Source organism: Halogeometricum sp. S3BR5-2 (assembly GCF_031624635.1).
GTDB classification, from domain to species: domain Archaea; phylum Halobacteriota; class Halobacteria; order Halobacteriales; family Haloferacaceae; genus Halogeometricum; species Halogeometricum luteum.
Genome location: NZ_JAMQOQ010000002.1, coordinates 403,644 through 420,736, shown reverse-complemented (window position 1 = coordinate 420,736; position 17,093 = coordinate 403,644). Strand labels below are relative to the sequence as shown.

Genomic DNA, 17,093 nt, shown 5'->3' with positions numbered 1-17,093 from the left:
CTCACACCTCCCGCTCGACGTTCATACCGCGGTCCCACGCGCCGCGCGTGAACAGGTAGAAGACCCCGGAGGCGAGTGCCATCCATCCGATATGCCACCACAGCCACACAGGTAGTCCGGCCCACGTCGTCGCGTCGCGCCACAGGAACCACGGGACGGCGAAGGCCACCAGAACGGCGAACGCGCCGACCCACAGATAATCCGTCTTCGGTCGCGTCATCGGCGCTAGATAGTCACTCATATTACGTAAGTATTGTTGTTTCTAATTCGTACGGCAGTTCCGAAGAGAAATTTCCTTCATACGGGCGGGTCGGACGAGCGGAGGGAGTCGAGAGCGACTCGAACGGCCGGCGGACGCGCCGCGAGCGCCGTCGACGCCGTTGGGACGACGACGAACGTCGAAGCGGACGACCGGTACGATAGTTATTTGCCCGTAGCGACCCTTATATAAGGCCGTCACCGAGTCGCTCGTGACACCGTCACCATCATCATCTCAGCACCCAGGAGGGGTGTCTCATCATGGACGATACAGCAAAATATCTCATTCACGCCGCGATTACCGCGGACGGCGTCGTCGAACGCTCCGACGTCGTCGGCGCCATCTTCGGGCAGACGGAAGGTCTGCTCGGCGAGGAGTTGGATCTCCGCGACCTCCAACAATCGTCGAAAGTCGGCCGCATAGACGTACAGATAGAGAGCGAGAACGGGCAGTCGTTCGGGTCGGTCACCATCGCCAGCAGTCTGGACAAAGTGAAGACGGCCATCCTCGCCGCCTCGCTCGAAACCATCACCCGCGTGGGGCCGTGCCAGTCGGACGTGCGCGTCACGGACATCGAGGACGTGCGCGAGGCCAAGCGCCGCGAAGTCGTCGACCGGGCCAAGGAACTGCTCTCCTCCTCCTTCGACGACAGCGTCATGACCTCCACGGAGATTCTCGACGAGGTCAAAGAGAGCGTCCGCGTCGAGGACATCACCGAGTTCGAGGGGCTCCCCGCCGGCCCGCGCGTCCACGACTCCGACGCCATCGTCGTCGTGGAGGGGCGGGCGGACGTGCTGACGCTCCTCCGCTACGGCGTGAAGAACGCCGTCGGCGTCGAGGGGACGAACGTCCCCGACGCCGTCGCGGAGTTGACGCGCGACCGCACGGTCACGGCCTTTCTGGACGGCGACCGAGGCGGCGAACTCATCCTGCGGGAACTCTCGCAGGTGGGCGACGTGGACTACGTCGCCTTCGCCCCCGACGGGCGGTCAGTCGAGGACCTCCAGCGCCACGAGGTGATGTCGGCCCTGCGCAGTAAGGTCGCCTTCGAGATGCTGCCCGCCGAGGGCGACGTCCGCGAGGCGGCGACGGACGGCCCGGTCCCCGAGGGGGACGCCGCGGACCCTCCTCGGGAGTCGCAGACGACTGAGTCTGCGGCTCCGACCTCCGAGACGAGGTCCGACGGGCCGGGCGTCGGCGGGGGGAGCGTCACCGTCGAGCGACTCGGCGAGGGCGCGTCCGCGGAAGCGACCGACGCCGCGTCGACCGAGAGCGAGTCGGGGCCGACGCCCCGCGACACCGCGTCCGGAAACGGCGCGACGAGCGTCGTCACCGAGGCGACGGACGCCGGAGACGGCGCCGTCGAAGCGGGCGACTCGGACGCCGGGTCGGCGGAACCCGAGACCGAACCGGAGACCGGACCGCAGGACGAAGCGGAACCGCGACCGCAGTCGCTCCGCGAACACGTCCGGGAGGTCGTCGAGGCGGAATCGGGCACCGTCCGCTTCCTCGACGAGGAACTCGCGACCGTCGAGGAACGCGACGCCGCGGAGGCGTTCGACGCCATCCGCGACGCGGCGACGCCCCCGCACACCGTCGTCCTCGACGGCGTGTTCGACCAGCGACTCGCCGACGTGTCGGCCCAACGCGGCGTCGGACACGCCGTCGCCGCCTCGACCGGCGAGTTCGTGAAGAAACCGGTGAGCGTCCGCGTCCTCACCGCCGAGCAGTTGCTCGACTCCGGCGAGTAGACGGATTTTTCCCTACTTTTCGCACCCTACACCGCCAGCGCGTACGCCACCGCGTCGCCCGACTCGAAGAAGTCCGGGCGGCGGCCCGCCTCCTCGAAGCCGACCGACTCGTAGAGCGACCGCGCCGCGTCGTTGCCGGCGGCGACGGTCACCGTGACGACGGACCCGGCGGGGCGCGCCTCGACCGCCGCTGTCAACAGGTCGCGGGCGCGGCCCTCGCGCCGGCGGTCGGGGGCGACGACCAGTTCCGCGACGTGACAGGCGTCGTTCCCGTCCTCGACGGCGAGGAGGTAGCCCACCGGTCGGTCGTCGGCGTCGACGGAGACGAGGACGGTGCCGACGACGTCGGCGGCCGCGAGCAGTTCGGGTGACGGCTCCGCGAGGTGCGACTGGAGGCGCGAGAGCGCCGGGCGGTCGTCCGGGCGGGCGGGGCGGACGCGGGGCACGTCAGAACACGAGGAAGGCGACGCCCGTGCTGACGACGGCGCCGACGAGCGTCGCCGTGAAGTTGACCGCCTCGTTGCCGACCCGCGCCCCCTCGACGGTGGCGCCGAGGACGCTGTCGACGGTCATGCCCGCGAGGCCGCCGAGGAGGACGACGGCGCCGCCGACGGGCACCGTGACGGCCGACAGCAGGAGGGCGGCGACGACGGCGACGATGGTCGCGCCGAGGAGGCCGGACAGTTCCCCCTGCCACGTCACGCCGCCGTCGGTGCCGGGTTCGACCCGCTCGAACGTCGTGATGAGCCGGGTGTTGTCGTAGAGGCCGCCGACCTCCGAGGAGAGCGTGTCGCTCAGCGCGGCGGCCATCGACCCCGCGAAGGCGAACTGAAACAGCGTTCCGTCGACGGGGAGCCGCGTGCTGGCGGCGAACCCAACGACGGCGACGAGGGCGACGGCGGCGTTGCCGAGGACGTTTCCGGTGCCGCGGGCGCCGTCGTTCTCCTCTGCGACCCCTCGGTCGCGCTTTTCCTCGTACCGGAACTTCGTCGACAGGGCGCCGATGGCGAAGAAGGCCATCAGCACGGCGAACCAGCCGAAGCCGCCGAAGACGATGACGAGCAGGCTGAACAGCACGCCCGAGAGCATCCCGGCGACGGAGGCGGCTTCGAGCGCGTAGGAGACGTACCCCAGCGCGAGGGTGAGAGCGAGGGCGCCGACGATTTCGACGGCGCCGACCGGCCCCGCGAGCGCGCCGAACAGCCACAGAAGGAGCCCCGTCGACAGCATCACCAGCGGGTCGTCGCGTTCGAACAGCATCTCGCGGAAGAGCGCGGCGACGAGCGCCGCCGACGAGGCGAGGAAGACGAACAGCGGGAGCGACGGCCACAGCGAGGCGAGCGACGGGGCGCTCTCGCCGACGAGGCGGGCGCCGACCTGTCCGAGGAGGCCGCCGAGAAACCCCCCGACGACGAACCCGGAGGTGCCGAGGAAGGGGTCGTCGGAGACGGCGGCGACCGCCTGCTTGCCGAGGTTGCCGTAGGAGATGACGAGCACGGTGGCGACGAACAGGTCGACGGGCATGTCCATCGCCGCGACGAGGATGGCGAGTCCGGCGGCGGCGAGCGCGAACCCCGCGAGGCCGTTGAGGCGGCCGTCCTGATGGTCGCCCGGCCGGGCGAACACCTCGAACAGGGGGCCGTCGTTCACGACGAACGCCGCGAGGAGGGCGACGGCCGCGAACGGGGCGAACGCCGCCGCCTCCAGCACCGGTGCGGCGAGCGCTAGCGTCCCCACAGCGGCGAAGCCGCCCGCCCGCCGGAGCGTCGATTGCACACAGTCGGGTATCTCCGACGCGCACTTAACCCTCCCGACATGGCCCATTCGGCCGCGAGGCCGTGCGACCGCGCGGCGGCCGGCGGGTCGCGCTCCGGGGCCGAACGCCCGAATCGGAGGGATTTAGCGACGGGGGGACGCATCGGCTACCGTGGGACTGTACGATGGTTACCTCGCCTACCGACTCCGGCGACACGATGCGGACCCTCCCTCACACGTCGCCGTCGTCATCACCGAACGCGACCTGCTCGAACAGGGGGCCTACGAGACCCTGTCACAGTTCCTCGAGTGGGCGTTCGAGTTCGGCGCCGAACGCGTCACCGTCTCGGTGAGCGTCCTCGACGAGGCCGTCGTCGAAACGCTCGAACGCGAACTCCGCGAGGTGGAGTCACCCCGCCCCGTCGCCGTCCGCGGTCCGGGCGACAGGGAACGCGCCGACGAACCCGTACAGGTGAGCATCGGCCTCGGCGGCAAGCGCGAGTTCGCCGACGCGGTGCGCGACATCGCCGAGGACGTGGAGGCCGGCGACATCTCCCCGGAGGACATCGGCGCCGACCACGTCGAGGAGCGACTCGTCTTCCCCGACGAACCCGACCTGCTCATCAAGACGGGCGCCGAACGCCTCTCGGATTTCATGATCTGGCAGTCCGTCTACTCGGAACTGTACTTCACGGACGTGAACTGGCGGGACTTCAGGAAGCGGGACTATCTGCGGGCCGTCCTGGACTACCAGAACCGACAGCGGCGGTTCGGTCGATAGACCGAACGCCGTTGCGAACGGAGCGAGCAACGGAAATTCGGCCGGTAGACCGAACCTCGCCGCGAGAACGCTGCGAACTCGCCTTCGCTACTGAGAACGCTGTCTCACCACGTATCCCAGCAGAAGGACGAGCGCCACTGGGAGAGTGACGTACGTGGTGAGGCCCGCAACCGGCAGTACGACCAGCAGAGCGACGAGTAGCAGCGTTGCTCTGCCAAGGGCGGAGGAGGGCAGGCGCATGGATGACTTGTCGACGCTCTGTGACGAAATGTGTTTCGTTCAGTTCGTGAGTGACACGTCGCAGTCGCGGAAGCCGAAAAAACACCGTGTTCGGAGCGGTTGCGACCGTATCAGTCCGCCAACTCGGCCGTCTCTTTCTGCCGTTCGAACTCCGCGGCGTCGTCCTGTCGCTCCAACTCGGCGACGACTCGCTCGGCGCCGGCGGAGGGCAACTGCTCGCGCAGGCGACCGGCGACGGTTTTCGCCTCCGCCAACTCGGTCTCGGCCGCGGAGCGGACGAGTGCGACCGCTCGCTCGGTCCGCGTGCGCTGCCAGGATTTCTCGCGGGACTCGTACGTCCGGAGGCCGCGGAGGAAGTCCACCTTCGAGAACTCCGGCCAGTAGGGCGCACAGAAGTAGACGGCCGCCTCGTTGCCGTTGGCGTGCCACGGGAGGAAGTTCGAGGTGCGCTCGTCGCCGCCGGTGCGGATGATGAGGTCCACGTCGCGGGCGGGGCGGCGGCAGAGCCGTTCGTCTATCGCGTCGAGGGAGACGTCCGACGCCGAGAGGTCGCCCGTCTGCACGTCGCGGGCCACGTCGCGGGCGGCGCCGAGCAGTTCGGCCCGGCCGCCGTACGCGAGGGCGATGTTGAGGCGGAAGCCGTCGTAGTGGCCGGTTTTCCCCTCCGCGTAGTCGATGGCCTCGCCGAGGCGGTCCGGGAGGCGGTCCGTCTGTCCGATGGCGCAGATGCGCACCTCGGAGTCGTGGACGCGTTCGGCGTCCGCGAACTCGTACAGTTTCGACTCGATGAGGTCGAACAGCGGTTCGAGTTCGTCGTCGGGGCGGTCGAAGTTCTCCGTCGAGAAGGCGTACAGCGTCAGTTCCTCGACGCCGGCCTCGTCGCACCAATCGAGCACTCGCTCGGTCGTCTTCGCGCCCGCCTTGTGCCCGTCGGGCGCGTCGTCGCCGTGGTTCCGTGCGTACCGGCGGTTGCCGTCCTGGATGATGGCGACGTGCGCGGGGCCGTTTCCGAGTTCACGGCGGAGCGTGCGCTCGTAGGCGCCGTTGAACTGTCGACGAAGCCACTGTCTCATTGGAGGGGAAACCCTTCCGAGACGTATGTTTCTTTTCGTTCTCCCGCCACGTTCAGTCCATATCTACTATCCTACCATCTGATAACTGTTGTGGGCGGTCGGGAGCGGAGAACTCGGAGCGCCGCGCTCGCGGCGTCGCGACGAACCGCCACCCGTTTATCCTCCGTCGTCCATCCTCGCGTATGAGCGAGACCGTAGACGACGACCTCTACAAACGCACGCTGGCGCTCCTGGAACCCGGCGACATCGAACTCCTCGGCGCCGTCGTCCACACCGACCTCGGCAGCGACGAGGACCTGGAGATGCAGGAACTCACCGTCGACATCAACGAAGTCATCGCCGGGCGCGCGGGGAAGGGCGAGACGTACATCTACGCCGGCAACGACGACACCGACTTCTCCTCGAACCAGTTTCAGGGACTCACCCTCGACGACGAGGAGTTCGTCTGGGAGTGTCAGCAACTCCTCCGCGACGGCACCTTCGACCTCGTGTTCTACTACGAGGCGAACGTCGACCAGGACGCCCTCGTCTCCGACCTCGAATCCCTCGACAGGGTCGACCGCGTGACGCCAGTCCCCTGACGAGGCGACAGGGACGGGGGCGGCGAGTCGAGGCCGGCGCCGCGTTCGCCTATAGCTAACCGCACGTTTTCGGTTCGGTGTCGTCTGAGACGAGGTAGTGAACCACCTTCTCCGAGGGGCCCGACCGCCCGCTCCGAGACGCTTATCCTCGCGGACTTCCGAGAGTCGACCATGAGCAGGGCCGACGTCGACAGAGCCGAGTTGACGGACCTCGACCGAGCCGTCGTCAACGCCTTCCAAGGAGGGTTCCCCGCGGTCGAGCGGCCGTTCGAACCGGCCGCGGCGGCGCTTCGAGAACGCGGAGTCGACGTGAGCGCCGCGGACCTCCTCGACCGCGTCCGCGCCCTCGACGAGGCGGGCGTGCTGACGCGCTTCGGCGCCCTCGTCAACGCCGAGGAGATAGGCGGCACGGCGACGCTGGTCGCCATGCACGCCCCCGAGGACCGCTTCGAGGAGGTGGCGGAACTGGTGAACGCCCACCGGGAGGTCGCACACAACTACGAGCGCGAACACCCACACCTCAACATGTGGTTCGTCGTGAGCGTCGCCGACGAGGACCGCGTCGACGAGGTGCTCGCGGAGATAGAGGCGGAGACGGGCCAAGAGACGTACAACCTCCCGAAGCAGGACGAGTTCCGCGTCGAGGCGAAGTTCATGCTCGACGGCCCGATTCCGGCGGGCGACGTGGACCTCTCGCATCTCGGACCCGACGTGGAACCCGAGGACCGCCGGACGCTGACGCCCGCCGAACGCGACCTCGTGTTGGAGATTCAGGGCGGCCTTCCGGTGACGGAGACGCCGTACGCCGACGTGGCGGCGGCGCTGGGCGCGGAGACCGACTGGGTCGTCCGGACGATAAAGCGGTTCGAACTGGAAGGGAAGATTCGCCGGGTGGGCGTCATCCCGAACCACTACGCTCTCGGCTACACCGAGAACGGGATGACCGTCTGGGACGTTCCCGACGACGCGGTCGAGGACGTCGGCCCCGCCGTCGCCTCCCTGGACTTCGTGACGCACTGCTACCGGCGGCCCCGCCACGAGGGCGTCTGGCCGTACAACTTCTTCGCCATGACGCACGGGCGCTCCGAGGCGGAGAGCGAGGAGCGCATCGAACGGGTCCGCGAGGTGATGGCCGAGCACTGGGACGTCGGCCCGCGGACCACGGCCGAAGAGCAGGGCGACTGGGACACGCTGTTCTCGACGCGCATCCTGAAGAAGACGGGAATCAGAATGGACGAACGGGCCGAGGCGAACACGGAGTGAATCGCGTGAGAGCCACGGACGCGGACGGAAGCGCGGACGCGGAGGGGAGCGAACACGGAAAGAGACGAACGAGCGAGCGGGAGGAACGAAATCGGTGATACCGCTGTACCACGACTTCACGGAGGAATCGGTGCTCGTCTTCGGCGGCGGCGCCGTCGGCGCGCGGAAGGCGCGGCGCTTCGCCCGCGAGGCGGACGTGACCGTCGTCGCGCCGTCGTTCGAGTTCGAGGCGGACGACTACGGCGGCGCCGACTTGATAGAGGCGTCGCCGGCGCCCGCGGAGGTGGCCGACTGGGTCGCCCGGTACGACCCCGCGTTAGTCGTCGCCGCGACGGACGACGGGGCGGTGAACGACGCCGCCGAACGCGCCGCCCGGGAGGCCGGCGCGCTTGTGAACCGCGCGGACGCGAGCGGCGACGAGGAGCGCCACGCCCGGAGCGTCGTCGTCCCCGCCACCGTCGAGGACGGCGACGTGCGGGTCGCGATTTCGACGGGCGGAGCGAGTCCCGCCCTCGCGAAACATCTGCGCGAGCGAATCGAGACCGAACTCGAGGGCGCGGGGGCGATGGCCGACCTGACGGGACGGCTTCGAACGGAACTGCGGGAGAGCGACCGCACCCCCCGAGAACGGCGGGACGCGGTGCGCGCCGTCGTGCGGTCGGAGCGGGTTTGGAAGGCTTTACGTACGGGGAAATCCAAGGCCCGCCAAGAGGCAGACCGAGTGATACGTAACACTGGAGGAGGTGAACGATGAGGAGCGCAGGAGTCATCTCCGGCGTTCGCGTCTCTCACGAACGCGCGACCGTCGACGAGATAGAGTCCGCGTCCGGCGAGGACGTTCGCTCCGCCGTCGGCACCCTCCTCTCGCGCGAGGGCGTCTCCGAGGCGTTCGTCCTGCAGACGTGTAACCGCGCGGAGGCGTACGTCGTCACCGACGCGCAGGCCGCCGGACGGCGCGCGCTCTCCGACTTCGCTCCCGACGTCCGCGACGGCGTCGTCGTCCAGATGGACCACGAGGAGAGCCTCCGCCACCTGATGCGGGTCGCGGCGGGGCTCGAATCGCTCGTCCTCGGGGAGGACCAGATACTCGGCCAACTCAAGCGCGCCTTCGAGGACGCCCGCGGCGCGGGCGGCATCGGCCGAGTGCTCGACGACGCGGTGACGAAGGCCGTCCACGTCGGCGAACGCGCCCGGACCGAGACCGAGATAAACGAGGGCGCCGTCTCCCTCGGGTCGGCGGCGGTTCGTCTCGCCGAGTCGGAGACGCCGCTGGCCGGGTCGACGGCGCTGGTCGTCGGCGCGGGCGAGATGGGCACGCTGGCGGCGAAGTCGCTGGCCGACGCCGGCGTCGCCGAACTGGTCGTCGCCAACCGCACGGTCCCGCACGCCGAGCACGTGGCCGCCGAGGTGGACGTGCCGGCGCGGGCGGTTCCGCTCGCGGCCGTCGACGAGGCGATAGAGGCCGCCGACGTGGTCATCTCGGCCACCGGCAGCCCCGGCTACGTCCTCTCGCACGCCCACGTCGAGACGGGCGGCGAGACGACGCTCATCGACATCGCCCAACCGCGCGACGTCGACCCCGACGTCGACGGACTGGCGGGCGTCGTCGTCCACGACATCGACGGGCTGGAGGCGGTCACCGACGAGACGCGCGAACGCCGGCGCGAGGCCGCCGAGCGCGTCGAGGCGATGATCGACGAGGAGTTCGAGCGACTGCTCGAATCCTTCAAGCGCAAGCGCGCCGACCAGGCCATCAGCGGGATGTACGAGGCCGCAGAGCGCGTGAAGGGCCGCGAACTGGAGACGGCGCTGTCGAAACTGGAGGCGCAGGGCGAGTTGACCGACGAGCAGCGCGAGACGGTGTCCGCGCTCGCGGACGCCCTCGTCGGCCAACTGCTGTCGGCGCCGACGAAGAGCCTCCGCGAGGCGGCCGTCGAGGACGACTGGGACACCATCCAGACGGCGATGACGCTGTTCGACCCCGACTTCGGCGGCGAGGAACCGTCGTTCGACGGGCCGTCCGGACCCCGAGAGGGACTCGCGGAGAGCGCCCCCGAGGACGTCCCCGACGACGCCGACATCCCCCAGCACGTCTTGGAGAGCCTCTCGGACGACTGACGGGGCGGATCCCGACGAAACGGGGAGAAACGTTATTCGGCCGGCGTCCGACGCACCACCATGGCCGAACTACTCGAGGACGACGAGATACAGAACCGCCTACCCGACGGCTGGGAGCGCGACGGCGACGAGATAACGAAGACCTACGAGTTCGACGACTACCTGAAGGGTATCGAGTTCGCCACGCAGGTGGGCGAGGTGGCCGAAGAGGAGGTCCACCACCCCGAGATTATCGTCCGCTACGAGGAGGTCGAAGTCCGCCTCACGAGCCACGAGGAGGGCGGCATCACGGAGAAAGACATCCGGCTCGCGGACCTCTTCGACGACGAGCGATAGCCGTGGACGCCGCGTACGTCTTCCGGGTGCGGTTCCGCCTCGACGCCGAGTCGGGCGTCCGTACCGACCCGCGGACGTTCGAGACGGTGGTCGAGGTGGCGGCCGACGAACCGGGCGAGGGGGAGTGGCGGTTCTTCCGCGACGCCCTCTGGCGCGGCGAGGTGAACGACGAACGCCACGCCCGCGAACTCGCGGAGGGGTGGCTGTCGGTCCCCGTCGAGTCGGTGTCGTTCCGGGAGTTGCGCGCCGACGAGGCGTACGTGGATGCGCTGCGGGCCGAAATCGAGGCCGACCCGACGCCGTTCAACGCGGATTCGGCGCGCGAGACGCTCCACAAGTACCTCGGGTCGAGCATCCGAGTAACGGACGACTAACCGTTCGGGTAAGCCGACAGTAACGGCGAAAAGCATAAAGCGAGAGAATGCCTATCACTGTCTCCTGATGGTTTCCGACGCATACGACTTCTGGCTGTTCGACCTCGACGGGACGCTCGTCGACGCCGACTGGTCGTACACCCGCGAGGTGTTCGACCGGGTCGGCGACAGTCTCGGCCGGGAGTTCACCGACCGCGAGGCCGAGGTCATCTGGCACGGCCTCGGCGGCGCCCGCGACCCGCAACTGCGCGCGTGGGACATCGACCCGGCGGAGTTCTGGCCGGCGTTCCACGCCGTCGAGGACCCGCAGGCCCGCGCGGAGGCGACGTACCTCCACGAGGACGCCGCCCGCCTCCTCCGCGACGTCGTCGGGAACCGACCGGTGGGCGTCGTCACGCACTGCCAACAGTTCCTCGCGGACCCCGTCATCGACCACCTCGACCTCCGGGACTGGTTCGACGAGGTAGTCTGCTGCACCGAGGAACTGGGCTGGAAGCCCGACCCCGCGCCGGTCCGCCACGCGATGCGCGCGATGGGCGTCGACCCCACCGAGGGACGGGGAGTCCTCGCCGGCGACGGGTCGAGCGACATCGGCGCCGCGTGGAACGCCGGCCTCGACGGCCTGCACGTCGAGCGTCACCCGCCGGAGCGCCGCGGTCGCTGCGTCCTCGCGGACGTCAGAGTCGACTCGTTCGACGACCTGCGGAACCGTCGCATCGCCACGGACGGCGGGTTCGTCCGCGAGTAACCCTACTCGTAGCCCGTCTCCGGCAGTTTACGGACGGCGACGAAGCCGTCGCTGGAGACGGACACCTCGTACCGTCCGTACGGGAACCGGACGTAGATGTCGTAGCGGGGCACGCCGTCGCCCCGCGGTTCGAGCATCGTCTGCAACGCGTCGGTGTCCAGCGACGAGAACAGCGGTTCGGATTCGAGGGCGTCGACGCCGGTGTGCGCTTCGAGCACCTGCGCGATGGTCGTCCCGAGTTCGTCGTCGACGTCCCAGTCGTGGACGCCGACGATGGTCCACGGTCCGCCCTCGATTTCGGCGGGGAACGTCCCGACGGCCTCCTCGACGGTGTCGCACGGTCGCCCCTCGAACAGTTGCGCCTCGGTCACGGCCGGCAGACTCTCCGTACCGGCGAGCGTGCGGGCGCGTTCGACGACGGCCCCGATACCGTCGGCATCCGCCTTCCTGACGTACTCCGAGACGTCCGCTTCGAGGGCGTCGAGGGCGACGGCGTCCCACTCCTTGGCCGTGTAGAAGATGATGGGCACGTGGTCGTTCCGCCGCCGCGCGGCGACGATGAAGGCGGTGTCGTCCGCGAGGCACAGCGAGTCGCTGATGATGCAGTCGACGGCGTGGGAGTCGAGCAGCGTGAGACCCTCTTCGGCGTCGGAGGCCGTCAGAATCTCGACCTCGTCGCCGTGCGCGCGGCGAAAGGAGAGCGCCGAGAGTTCGAGCATGTCCGGGTCGTCGTCGACGTGCAGGACGGTACGGGCAGGGGACATACCCCGTCGGTTAGTCTCATCCCACAAAAAGACTCTTGCTGAGTGACTTATTTGCGAGGCCGAAATCAATTGATTTCGTATCCGTCGAGTTGACCGAACAAATCGTCGGCCGATTCGAGCACCGAGGCGAACGCCTCGACGCTGGATTTCCCCGTTCGCTCGGGGTTGGCGAGGACGCGCACGGGTTCGCGGTCGACGGGGACGAACGCCATCCCGAGGCGCTCGGCGGTGACCCGGAGGCCGAGACCGGCGTCCGCCTTCCCGCGCAGGACGGCCCGCGCGGGACTCTCCGTCGCCTTCGTCGTCAGTTCGTAGCCCGAAATCGCGTCCGCGAGGTCGCGGCGCTCGGCCCCCCGTTCCTCGGCGAGGCCCGCGAGCGCCGCTTCGAGCGAGGAGCGGAGGCCGGAGTCCGTCCCGCGGTTGACGAAGCGTAGGTCGCGTTCGACGAGGTCCGCGAGACCGGTCACCTCCTGCGGATTCTCGGCGGGGACGACGAGGCCCCACTCGCGGGTCCACCGACCCAGTTCGACGCCGTCGATATCCCGGTCGAGTGGGCCGGCGGCGACGGCCACGTCCGGCACGCCGCCCCGGAGGCGGCGGAGGCCCTCGCGCGTGCCGACCGGGAGGAAGCGCGGCGCGTCGAGTCGGTCGAGGAGGCGCGAGAGCGCCGGGTCGTCCTCGCCGACGGCGAGCAGCGTCGGGGCGCGCACGTCCGGCGAGAACAGGCGCACCTCGACGGACTCGCCCTCCGCGAGGTACTCGGTGTCGGGGTGAATCTCGACCACGCCGTCGGCCTCGACCAGGGAGGTGGTCGCGCCGCTCCCCTTGTCGACGGGGTAGACCAGCGTCTCGCCGCCCTCGTCCTCGACGAGGCCGACTGGCATGAGGCGCATCCGGCCCTCGCCGTAGCGCTCGCGGACGGCCATCGACCCCGAGACGGTCGCCGTCCGCGGTTCGGGCAGGCCGGCCGCGCGGCGAATCGCGGGGGCGACGAACGTCCGGAAGATGGTGAGCGCCGAGACGGGGTAGCCCGGCAGGCCGACGTACGCCGAGGGCGACTCGCCCTCGCCGAGCGTCCCGACGAGCATGGGTTTGCCCGGTTTGACGGAGACGCCGTGGAGGAGCAACTCGCCGCGTTCCTCGATGACGCGGTAGATGACGTCGACGGCGGAGGCCGAGGTGGACCCCGAGGAGAGGACGAGGTCGCACTCCTCGGACGCCTCCACCAGCAGACGCTCCATCTCCTCGTAGTCGTCGCCGGCGTGGGGGTACGTCCGGACCTCGCCGCCCGCCTCCTCGACGCCGGTGGCGACGGTGTAGCTGTTCACGTCGTATATCTGCCCGGCGTCGCTGTTCAGCGGCTCTCCCGGCCGGACGAGTTCGTCGCCGGTGGAGACGATGCCGACGGTGGGTTTCCCCCGGACGGGCACCTCGTCGACGCCGAGCGCCGAGAGAAGTCCGATTTCGCGCGGCGTGAGGAGCGTTCCCGGACCGAGGGCGCGCGCGCCGGCGGCCACGTCCGCGCCCGCGAGCATCACGCTGTCGCCGGGCGCGACGGCGTCGCGGACGACCACGTTCCCCTCCCGTTCCTCCGTTCGCTCCACGATGACGACGGCGTCGGCGCCGTCGGGCATCACGGCGCCCGTCGAAATCTCCGCCGCCTCGCCGTCCCCGACGGTCACGTCGGGTTCCACGCCCGCGTGCACCTCCCCGATGAGTTCGAGTTCGAGGGGGGAGCCCTCGCCGGCCCCGAAGGTGTCCTCGGCGCGGACGGCGTAGCCGTCCATGCTCGCCCGGTCGAACCCGGGTACGTCCATTTCGGCGTCGATTCGCTCGGCGAGGACGCGGCCCCTCGATTCGCGGAGCGGAACCGTCTCCGCTTCGGGCGCCAAATCGAGACTCGCGATGGCGTCGTGCGCTTCCACCGGGTCCGCCAGGTCGCGGAACTCCTTTCGGCTCACGCGAACCACCCCGTGGTGAGGGTGACGCCGTCGGTCACACGCCGGGCCGCGACGCGGCCGAGAAGCCGTCCGACGGAAGTCACGCCGACCACTCCCAGCCCTCGACGGTCACCGTCTCGCCCTCGGCGTACCCCTCTCTCCCCTCCGGGACGGCGACCCACCCGTCCGCGAGGGCGACCGAGGAGAGCACGCCCGACCCGTCGGCGCGGGTCGGTTCGGCGGTTCGTTCGACGCCCTCGCCGTCGGCGGCGTCCTCGGCGTCGTCGAGTCGCACGCGCGCGAACGTTCGAATCCCGGGTTCGCTCGGAATCTTCCGCCGCAAGCGGGCTTCGACCGTCGGGAACGGACGCTCGGGGAGGTGCCCCACGCGCTTGAGGAGGGGTCGGAGGAACTGGACGGCGTTGACGATGCAGGCGACGGGGTAGCCCGGAAGCATCACGACGGGCGTCTCCTCGACGATACCGAGCGCGACGGGGTGGCCCGGTTTGAGGGCGACGCCGTGGACGAGCACCTCGCCGAGTTCGGAGACCACCTCGGGGATGAGGTCGCGTTCGCCCACGGAGGACCCGCCGGTCGTCACGACGACGTCCTTCGTCAGGTCGCGTTGAACGGCCGCGCGGAGGGCGTTCGGGTCGTCGGTCACCACGTCGCGGTACGTCGCCACGCCCCCCCAGCGTTCGACCAGGCGCGAGACGGTGAGTCCGTTCGTTTCGATTATCTCGCCGGGGTCGGGGTCCGACTGGACGAGTTCCTCGCCCGTCGGAATCACGCCGACCGTCGGGTAGTCGTACGCCGACACTTCGCCGACGCCGACGGACTTCAGGAGGCCCAGGTCGGAGGGCCGGAGTTGGTGACCCGGGTCGAACAGTCGCTGGCCGTCCGCCACGTCCTCGCCCGTCTCGCCGACGTTCTCGCCGGCGGTGACGGCGTCGAACACCTCCAACTCGGAGCCGATAGCGTCGGCGCGTTCGACCATCACCACCGCGTCCGCGCCCGCCGGGAGTTCGCTGCCCGTGTGGACGCGGACGGCCGCCCCGGAGTCGACAGCGGCGTCGGGCGTCGATTGGGCCTCGTCGGCGACGAGGCGGAGCACCGCGGGCGACCGGCCGGACGCCCCGAACGTGTCCTCGGCGCGGACGGCCCACCCGTCCATCGCCGCGCGGTCGTAGTTCGGGACGGGGTTCGGCGCGGTCACCGTCTCCGCGATGGGCCGCCCGTCGGCCCGCCCGAGGGGAAGCCGCTCGGTCCGTCCGTGCGGCGTCGCCGCCGACAGGAGCGTCTCGCGCGCCTCGGCGACCCGCGTGCGCTCTTTGAACCCGGCGGTCTGCCGGTCGTGCGCGTTCGTCATACCGTGCCGTTGCGGGCCGACGGTAAAAGGCTCCGCGGGCGACGCGGGAACGGGGTGGAAGAGCGTCCTCCTCGATACCCCGCCCGCCAACGCTTATTGTACCTCAACTATCACTGCGGACATGGCGAAACTGACAGACGGCGACCGGGAGCGGCTTCGAGCGGCGTTCGACCGGCAACTGGACGTCGGCCTACACCACGGCGCGCAGTTGGCCGTCTACGTCGACGGGGACCTCGCGGTCGAGTTCGCGGGCGGGACGACCGGTCCGGACGGCGGGGAGACCACCGCCGAGACGCGACACCTGCTGTTCTCGTGTACCAAGCCCTACGCCGGCGTCGGCCTGCACCAACTGATAGAGCGAGGCGAGGCCGACTACGACGACCCTGTCGTCGACCACTGGCCCGAGTTCGCCGACGAGAGCGAGGAGAAGGCCGAGATAACGATTCGGCAGGTGCTCAGCCACACCGCCGGTATCCCGTACGGCGAGTTCGACGAGGCGGCCGACCAGTGGGGCGACTGGGACGCCGTCGTGGCGGCGATGGAGGAGATAGAGCCGGTGTTCGACCCCGGCGAGACGCCCGCGTACCACACGTTCAACTACGGGTGGCTGGTCGGCGAACTGATCCGCCGGCTCAGCGGCCAGCACGTGGACGAGTACGTCGCCGAGAACGTGTTCGAACCGCTGGGGATGGACGACACCGGCATCGGACTCGGTCCCGAGGAGGAGGACGACGTGGCCACGCTCACGGGGTTCGAGGTGTTCGACCGGTGCCGCGACCCCGAGGAGGGACTCGGTATCCCGGCGTCCGAGTCGGCCGAGGCGTTCAACGCCGAGGCCGTCCGGCGGGCCGTGATTCCGGCGGCCAACGGCGTCGGAACCGCGAGGGACATGGCCCGGTTCTACGCCTGCGTGGCGAACGGGGGCGAACTCGACGGCACGCGCCTGTTGGAGGAGTCGACCGTCGAGGAGGCGACGCGCACCCACGCCGAGACGGAGTCGGACGGCACGCTCTCCCGACCGGCGCGGTACGGCCTCGGCTTCTGGACGGGCGGCCTCGCCAACGACATGTTCGGGTCGCTCAGCCGCGAGCGGATGTTCGGGCACGCCGGCCTCGGCAGCGTCTTCGGCTGGGGCGACCCCGAACTGGGCGTCGGCTTCGCCTACGTCACCAACGGTATCCGCGAGGAGTCGTGGGAACACGCGGCCCGCGTGGCCGGACTGTCCGACGCGGTCCGACTGGCGTTCGCGGAGTGAGCGTCGCCGTCGTCTCGGAGTCGCCGCCCGACGGCCGGCCGCAACACTTAGCCGCGTCGAACTCCCCGACCGCGGGCTTTTTCGACCCGGACTCCTTACCGGTGGGTATGTCTGCACTGCGGGACGCGCTCCAGGAACTGCCGGACGCCGTGTTCGCCGACCTCTTGGAGTCCGACGACGCGTACCTCATCGTCTTGGACCTCCCCGGCGTGACGCCCGACACCGCGGAACTCCGCGTCGAGAAGGGCCGTCTCGTCATCGAGGCGCGCCGCGACAAGGAGCTTCCGCGCGAGTTCCGCTACGTCCGCGAGGACCGCTCGCTGTTCCTCGACGCCGAACTCCCCCTCCCCCCGGACGCGGCGGGCGCCGGCGCCGACGGCGAGATGGACCGCGGCGTCCTCACCATCCGCTTGCCGAAGCGCGAGTCCGCTCCGGAGCGGACCATCCCCATCGCCGGTGCCGACGACGCGGATGCGTGACCGCGCG

18 protein-coding genes are annotated in these 17,093 nt (G+C 69.8%); 11 read left to right on the top strand and 7 right to left on the bottom strand.

What is annotated here, in order from left to right; genetic code table 11:
• Position 1: 1 nt before the first annotated feature.
• The gene (locus NDI79_RS08600) at positions 2-220 is read right to left on the bottom strand and encodes a DUF3311 domain-containing protein (RefSeq protein WP_310928066.1); all 219 of its coding nucleotides are present in this window, start codon (positions 218-220) and stop codon (positions 2-4) included.
• Between the two features lie 299 nt (positions 221-519).
• On the opposite strand from NDI79_RS08600, the gene dnaG reads away from it, so the two are divergent.
• Positions 520-2,010, top strand: coding sequence for a DNA primase DnaG (gene dnaG / locus NDI79_RS08595; RefSeq protein WP_310928065.1), 1,491 nt, complete (start codon positions 520-522; stop codon positions 2,008-2,010).
• Positions 2,011-2,036: 26 nt separating this feature from the next.
• On the opposite strand, the gene NDI79_RS08590 is transcribed toward dnaG, so the two are convergent.
• Together NDI79_RS08590 and NDI79_RS08585 are read right to left on the bottom strand one after the other, a co-directional pair.
• Complete coding sequence (locus NDI79_RS08590) at positions 2,037-2,456, bottom strand: GNAT family N-acetyltransferase (protein ID WP_310928064.1); 420 nt, start codon at positions 2,454-2,456, stop codon at positions 2,037-2,039.
• 1 nt (position 2,457) lies between these two features.
• Positions 2,458-3,786: a DUF92 domain-containing protein gene (locus tag NDI79_RS08585; protein ID WP_310928063.1), complete on the bottom strand. Its 1,329-nt coding sequence runs from the start codon at positions 3,784-3,786 to the stop codon at positions 2,458-2,460.
• A 151-nt stretch (positions 3,787-3,937) separates the two neighbouring features.
• On the opposite strand from NDI79_RS08585, the gene NDI79_RS08580 reads away from it, so the two are divergent.
• A complete protein-coding gene (locus NDI79_RS08580; RefSeq protein WP_310928062.1) occupies positions 3,938-4,546 on the top strand; it encodes an undecaprenyl diphosphate synthase family protein in 609 nt (202 codons plus the stop codon).
• A gap of 350 nt (positions 4,547-4,896) precedes the next feature.
• Here NDI79_RS08580 and uppS read toward each other — a convergent pair whose 3' ends face one another.
• On the bottom strand, positions 4,897-5,859 hold the full coding sequence (gene uppS, locus NDI79_RS08575) for a polyprenyl diphosphate synthase (protein ID WP_310928061.1): 963 nt from the start codon (positions 5,857-5,859) through the stop codon (positions 4,897-4,899).
• Between the two features lie 182 nt (positions 5,860-6,041).
• On the opposite strand from uppS, the gene NDI79_RS08570 reads away from it, so the two are divergent.
• The 7 genes from NDI79_RS08570 to NDI79_RS08540 all read left to right on the top strand — a co-directional run bounded on the left by NDI79_RS08570 (position 6,042) and on the right by NDI79_RS08540 (position 11,279).
• Positions 6,042-6,440 (top strand): DUF5778 family protein, encoded by a 399-nt coding sequence (locus NDI79_RS08570; RefSeq protein WP_310928059.1) that lies wholly within the window; start codon positions 6,042-6,044, stop codon positions 6,438-6,440.
• A gap of 171 nt (positions 6,441-6,611) precedes the next feature.
• Positions 6,612-7,703, top strand: a complete 1,092-nt coding sequence (gene ahbB, locus NDI79_RS08565; RefSeq protein ID WP_310928058.1) for a siroheme decarboxylase subunit beta — start codon at positions 6,612-6,614, stop codon at positions 7,701-7,703.
• A 94-nt stretch (positions 7,704-7,797) separates the two neighbouring features.
• Positions 7,798-8,457: a precorrin-2 dehydrogenase/sirohydrochlorin ferrochelatase family protein gene (locus tag NDI79_RS08560; protein WP_310928057.1), complete on the top strand. Its 660-nt coding sequence runs from the start codon at positions 7,798-7,800 to the stop codon at positions 8,455-8,457.
• A complete protein-coding gene (hemA, locus tag NDI79_RS08555) occupies positions 8,454-9,821 on the top strand; it encodes a glutamyl-tRNA reductase (protein ID WP_310928055.1) in 1,368 nt (455 codons plus the stop codon). Before NDI79_RS08560 ends, hemA begins: the two co-directional genes overlap by 4 nt.
• A 60-nt stretch (positions 9,822-9,881) precedes the next feature.
• Positions 9,882-10,157, top strand: coding sequence for a 4a-hydroxytetrahydrobiopterin dehydratase (locus NDI79_RS08550; RefSeq protein WP_310928054.1), 276 nt, complete (start codon positions 9,882-9,884; stop codon positions 10,155-10,157).
• 2 nt (positions 10,158-10,159) lie between these two features.
• Positions 10,160-10,531, top strand: a complete 372-nt coding sequence (gene lwrS / locus NDI79_RS08545) for an LWR-salt protein (RefSeq protein WP_310928053.1) — start codon at positions 10,160-10,162, stop codon at positions 10,529-10,531.
• 67 nt (positions 10,532-10,598) lie between these two features.
• Positions 10,599-11,279, top strand: a complete 681-nt coding sequence (locus NDI79_RS08540; protein ID WP_310928052.1) for an HAD family hydrolase — start codon at positions 10,599-10,601, stop codon at positions 11,277-11,279.
• Positions 11,280-11,281: 2 nt separating this feature from the next.
• Here NDI79_RS08540 and NDI79_RS08535 read toward each other — a convergent pair whose 3' ends face one another.
• The 3 genes from NDI79_RS08535 to NDI79_RS08525 all read right to left on the bottom strand — a co-directional run bounded on the left by NDI79_RS08535 (position 11,282) and on the right by NDI79_RS08525 (position 15,352).
• Positions 11,282-12,043 (bottom strand): HalOD1 output domain-containing protein, encoded by a 762-nt coding sequence (locus tag NDI79_RS08535; protein ID WP_310928051.1) that lies wholly within the window; start codon positions 12,041-12,043, stop codon positions 11,282-11,284.
• Positions 12,044-12,108: 65 nt separating this feature from the next.
• Positions 12,109-14,013, bottom strand: coding sequence for a molybdopterin biosynthesis protein (locus NDI79_RS08530; protein WP_310928050.1), 1,905 nt, complete (start codon positions 14,011-14,013; stop codon positions 12,109-12,111).
• A gap of 70 nt (positions 14,014-14,083) precedes the next feature.
• Entirely contained in the window at positions 14,084-15,352 is a 1,269-nt protein-coding gene (locus NDI79_RS08525) for a molybdopterin molybdotransferase MoeA (RefSeq protein ID WP_310928049.1), read from the bottom strand.
• Positions 15,353-15,473: 121 nt separating this feature from the next.
• On the opposite strand from NDI79_RS08525, the gene NDI79_RS08520 reads away from it, so the two are divergent.
• The gene (locus NDI79_RS08520; protein WP_310928048.1) at positions 15,474-16,607 is read left to right on the top strand and encodes a serine hydrolase domain-containing protein; all 1,134 of its coding nucleotides are present in this window, start codon (positions 15,474-15,476) and stop codon (positions 16,605-16,607) included.
• A 107-nt stretch (positions 16,608-16,714) separates the two neighbouring features.
• A complete protein-coding gene (locus NDI79_RS08515) occupies positions 16,715-17,086 on the top strand; it encodes an Hsp20/alpha crystallin family protein (protein ID WP_310928047.1) in 372 nt (123 codons plus the stop codon).
• Positions 17,087-17,093: the final 7 nt, after the last annotated feature.

What these genes read in the sequence shown, in the direction of transcription:
- NDI79_RS08525 (WP_310928049.1), bottom strand. Translation starts at nt 15,352, where the DNA reads ATGACGAACGCGCACGACCGGCAGACCGCCGGGTTCAAAGAGCGCACG.
- ahbB (WP_310928058.1), top strand. Translation starts at nt 6,612, where the DNA reads ATGAGCAGGGCCGACGTCGACAGAGCCGAGTTGACGGACCTCGACCGA.
- NDI79_RS08550 (WP_310928054.1), top strand. Translation starts at nt 9,882, where the DNA reads ATGGCCGAACTACTCGAGGACGACGAGATACAGAACCGCCTACCCGAC.
- NDI79_RS08570 (WP_310928059.1), top strand. Translation starts at nt 6,042, where the DNA reads ATGAGCGAGACCGTAGACGACGACCTCTACAAACGCACGCTGGCGCTC.
- hemA (WP_310928055.1), top strand. Translation starts at nt 8,454, where the DNA reads ATGAGGAGCGCAGGAGTCATCTCCGGCGTTCGCGTCTCTCACGAACGC.
- NDI79_RS08535 (WP_310928051.1), bottom strand. Translation starts at nt 12,043, where the DNA reads ATGTCCCCTGCCCGTACCGTCCTGCACGTCGACGACGACCCGGACATG.
- NDI79_RS08600 (WP_310928066.1), bottom strand. Translation starts at nt 220, where the DNA reads ATGACGCGACCGAAGACGGATTATCTGTGGGTCGGCGCGTTCGCCGTT.
- uppS (WP_310928061.1), bottom strand. Translation starts at nt 5,859, where the DNA reads ATGAGACAGTGGCTTCGTCGACAGTTCAACGGCGCCTACGAGCGCACG.
- dnaG (WP_310928065.1), top strand. Translation starts at nt 520, where the DNA reads ATGGACGATACAGCAAAATATCTCATTCACGCCGCGATTACCGCGGAC.
- NDI79_RS08515 (WP_310928047.1), top strand. Translation starts at nt 16,715, where the DNA reads ATGTCTGCACTGCGGGACGCGCTCCAGGAACTGCCGGACGCCGTGTTC.
- NDI79_RS08520 (WP_310928048.1), top strand. Translation starts at nt 15,474, where the DNA reads ATGGCGAAACTGACAGACGGCGACCGGGAGCGGCTTCGAGCGGCGTTC.
- NDI79_RS08540 (WP_310928052.1), top strand. Translation starts at nt 10,599, where the DNA reads ATGGTTTCCGACGCATACGACTTCTGGCTGTTCGACCTCGACGGGACG.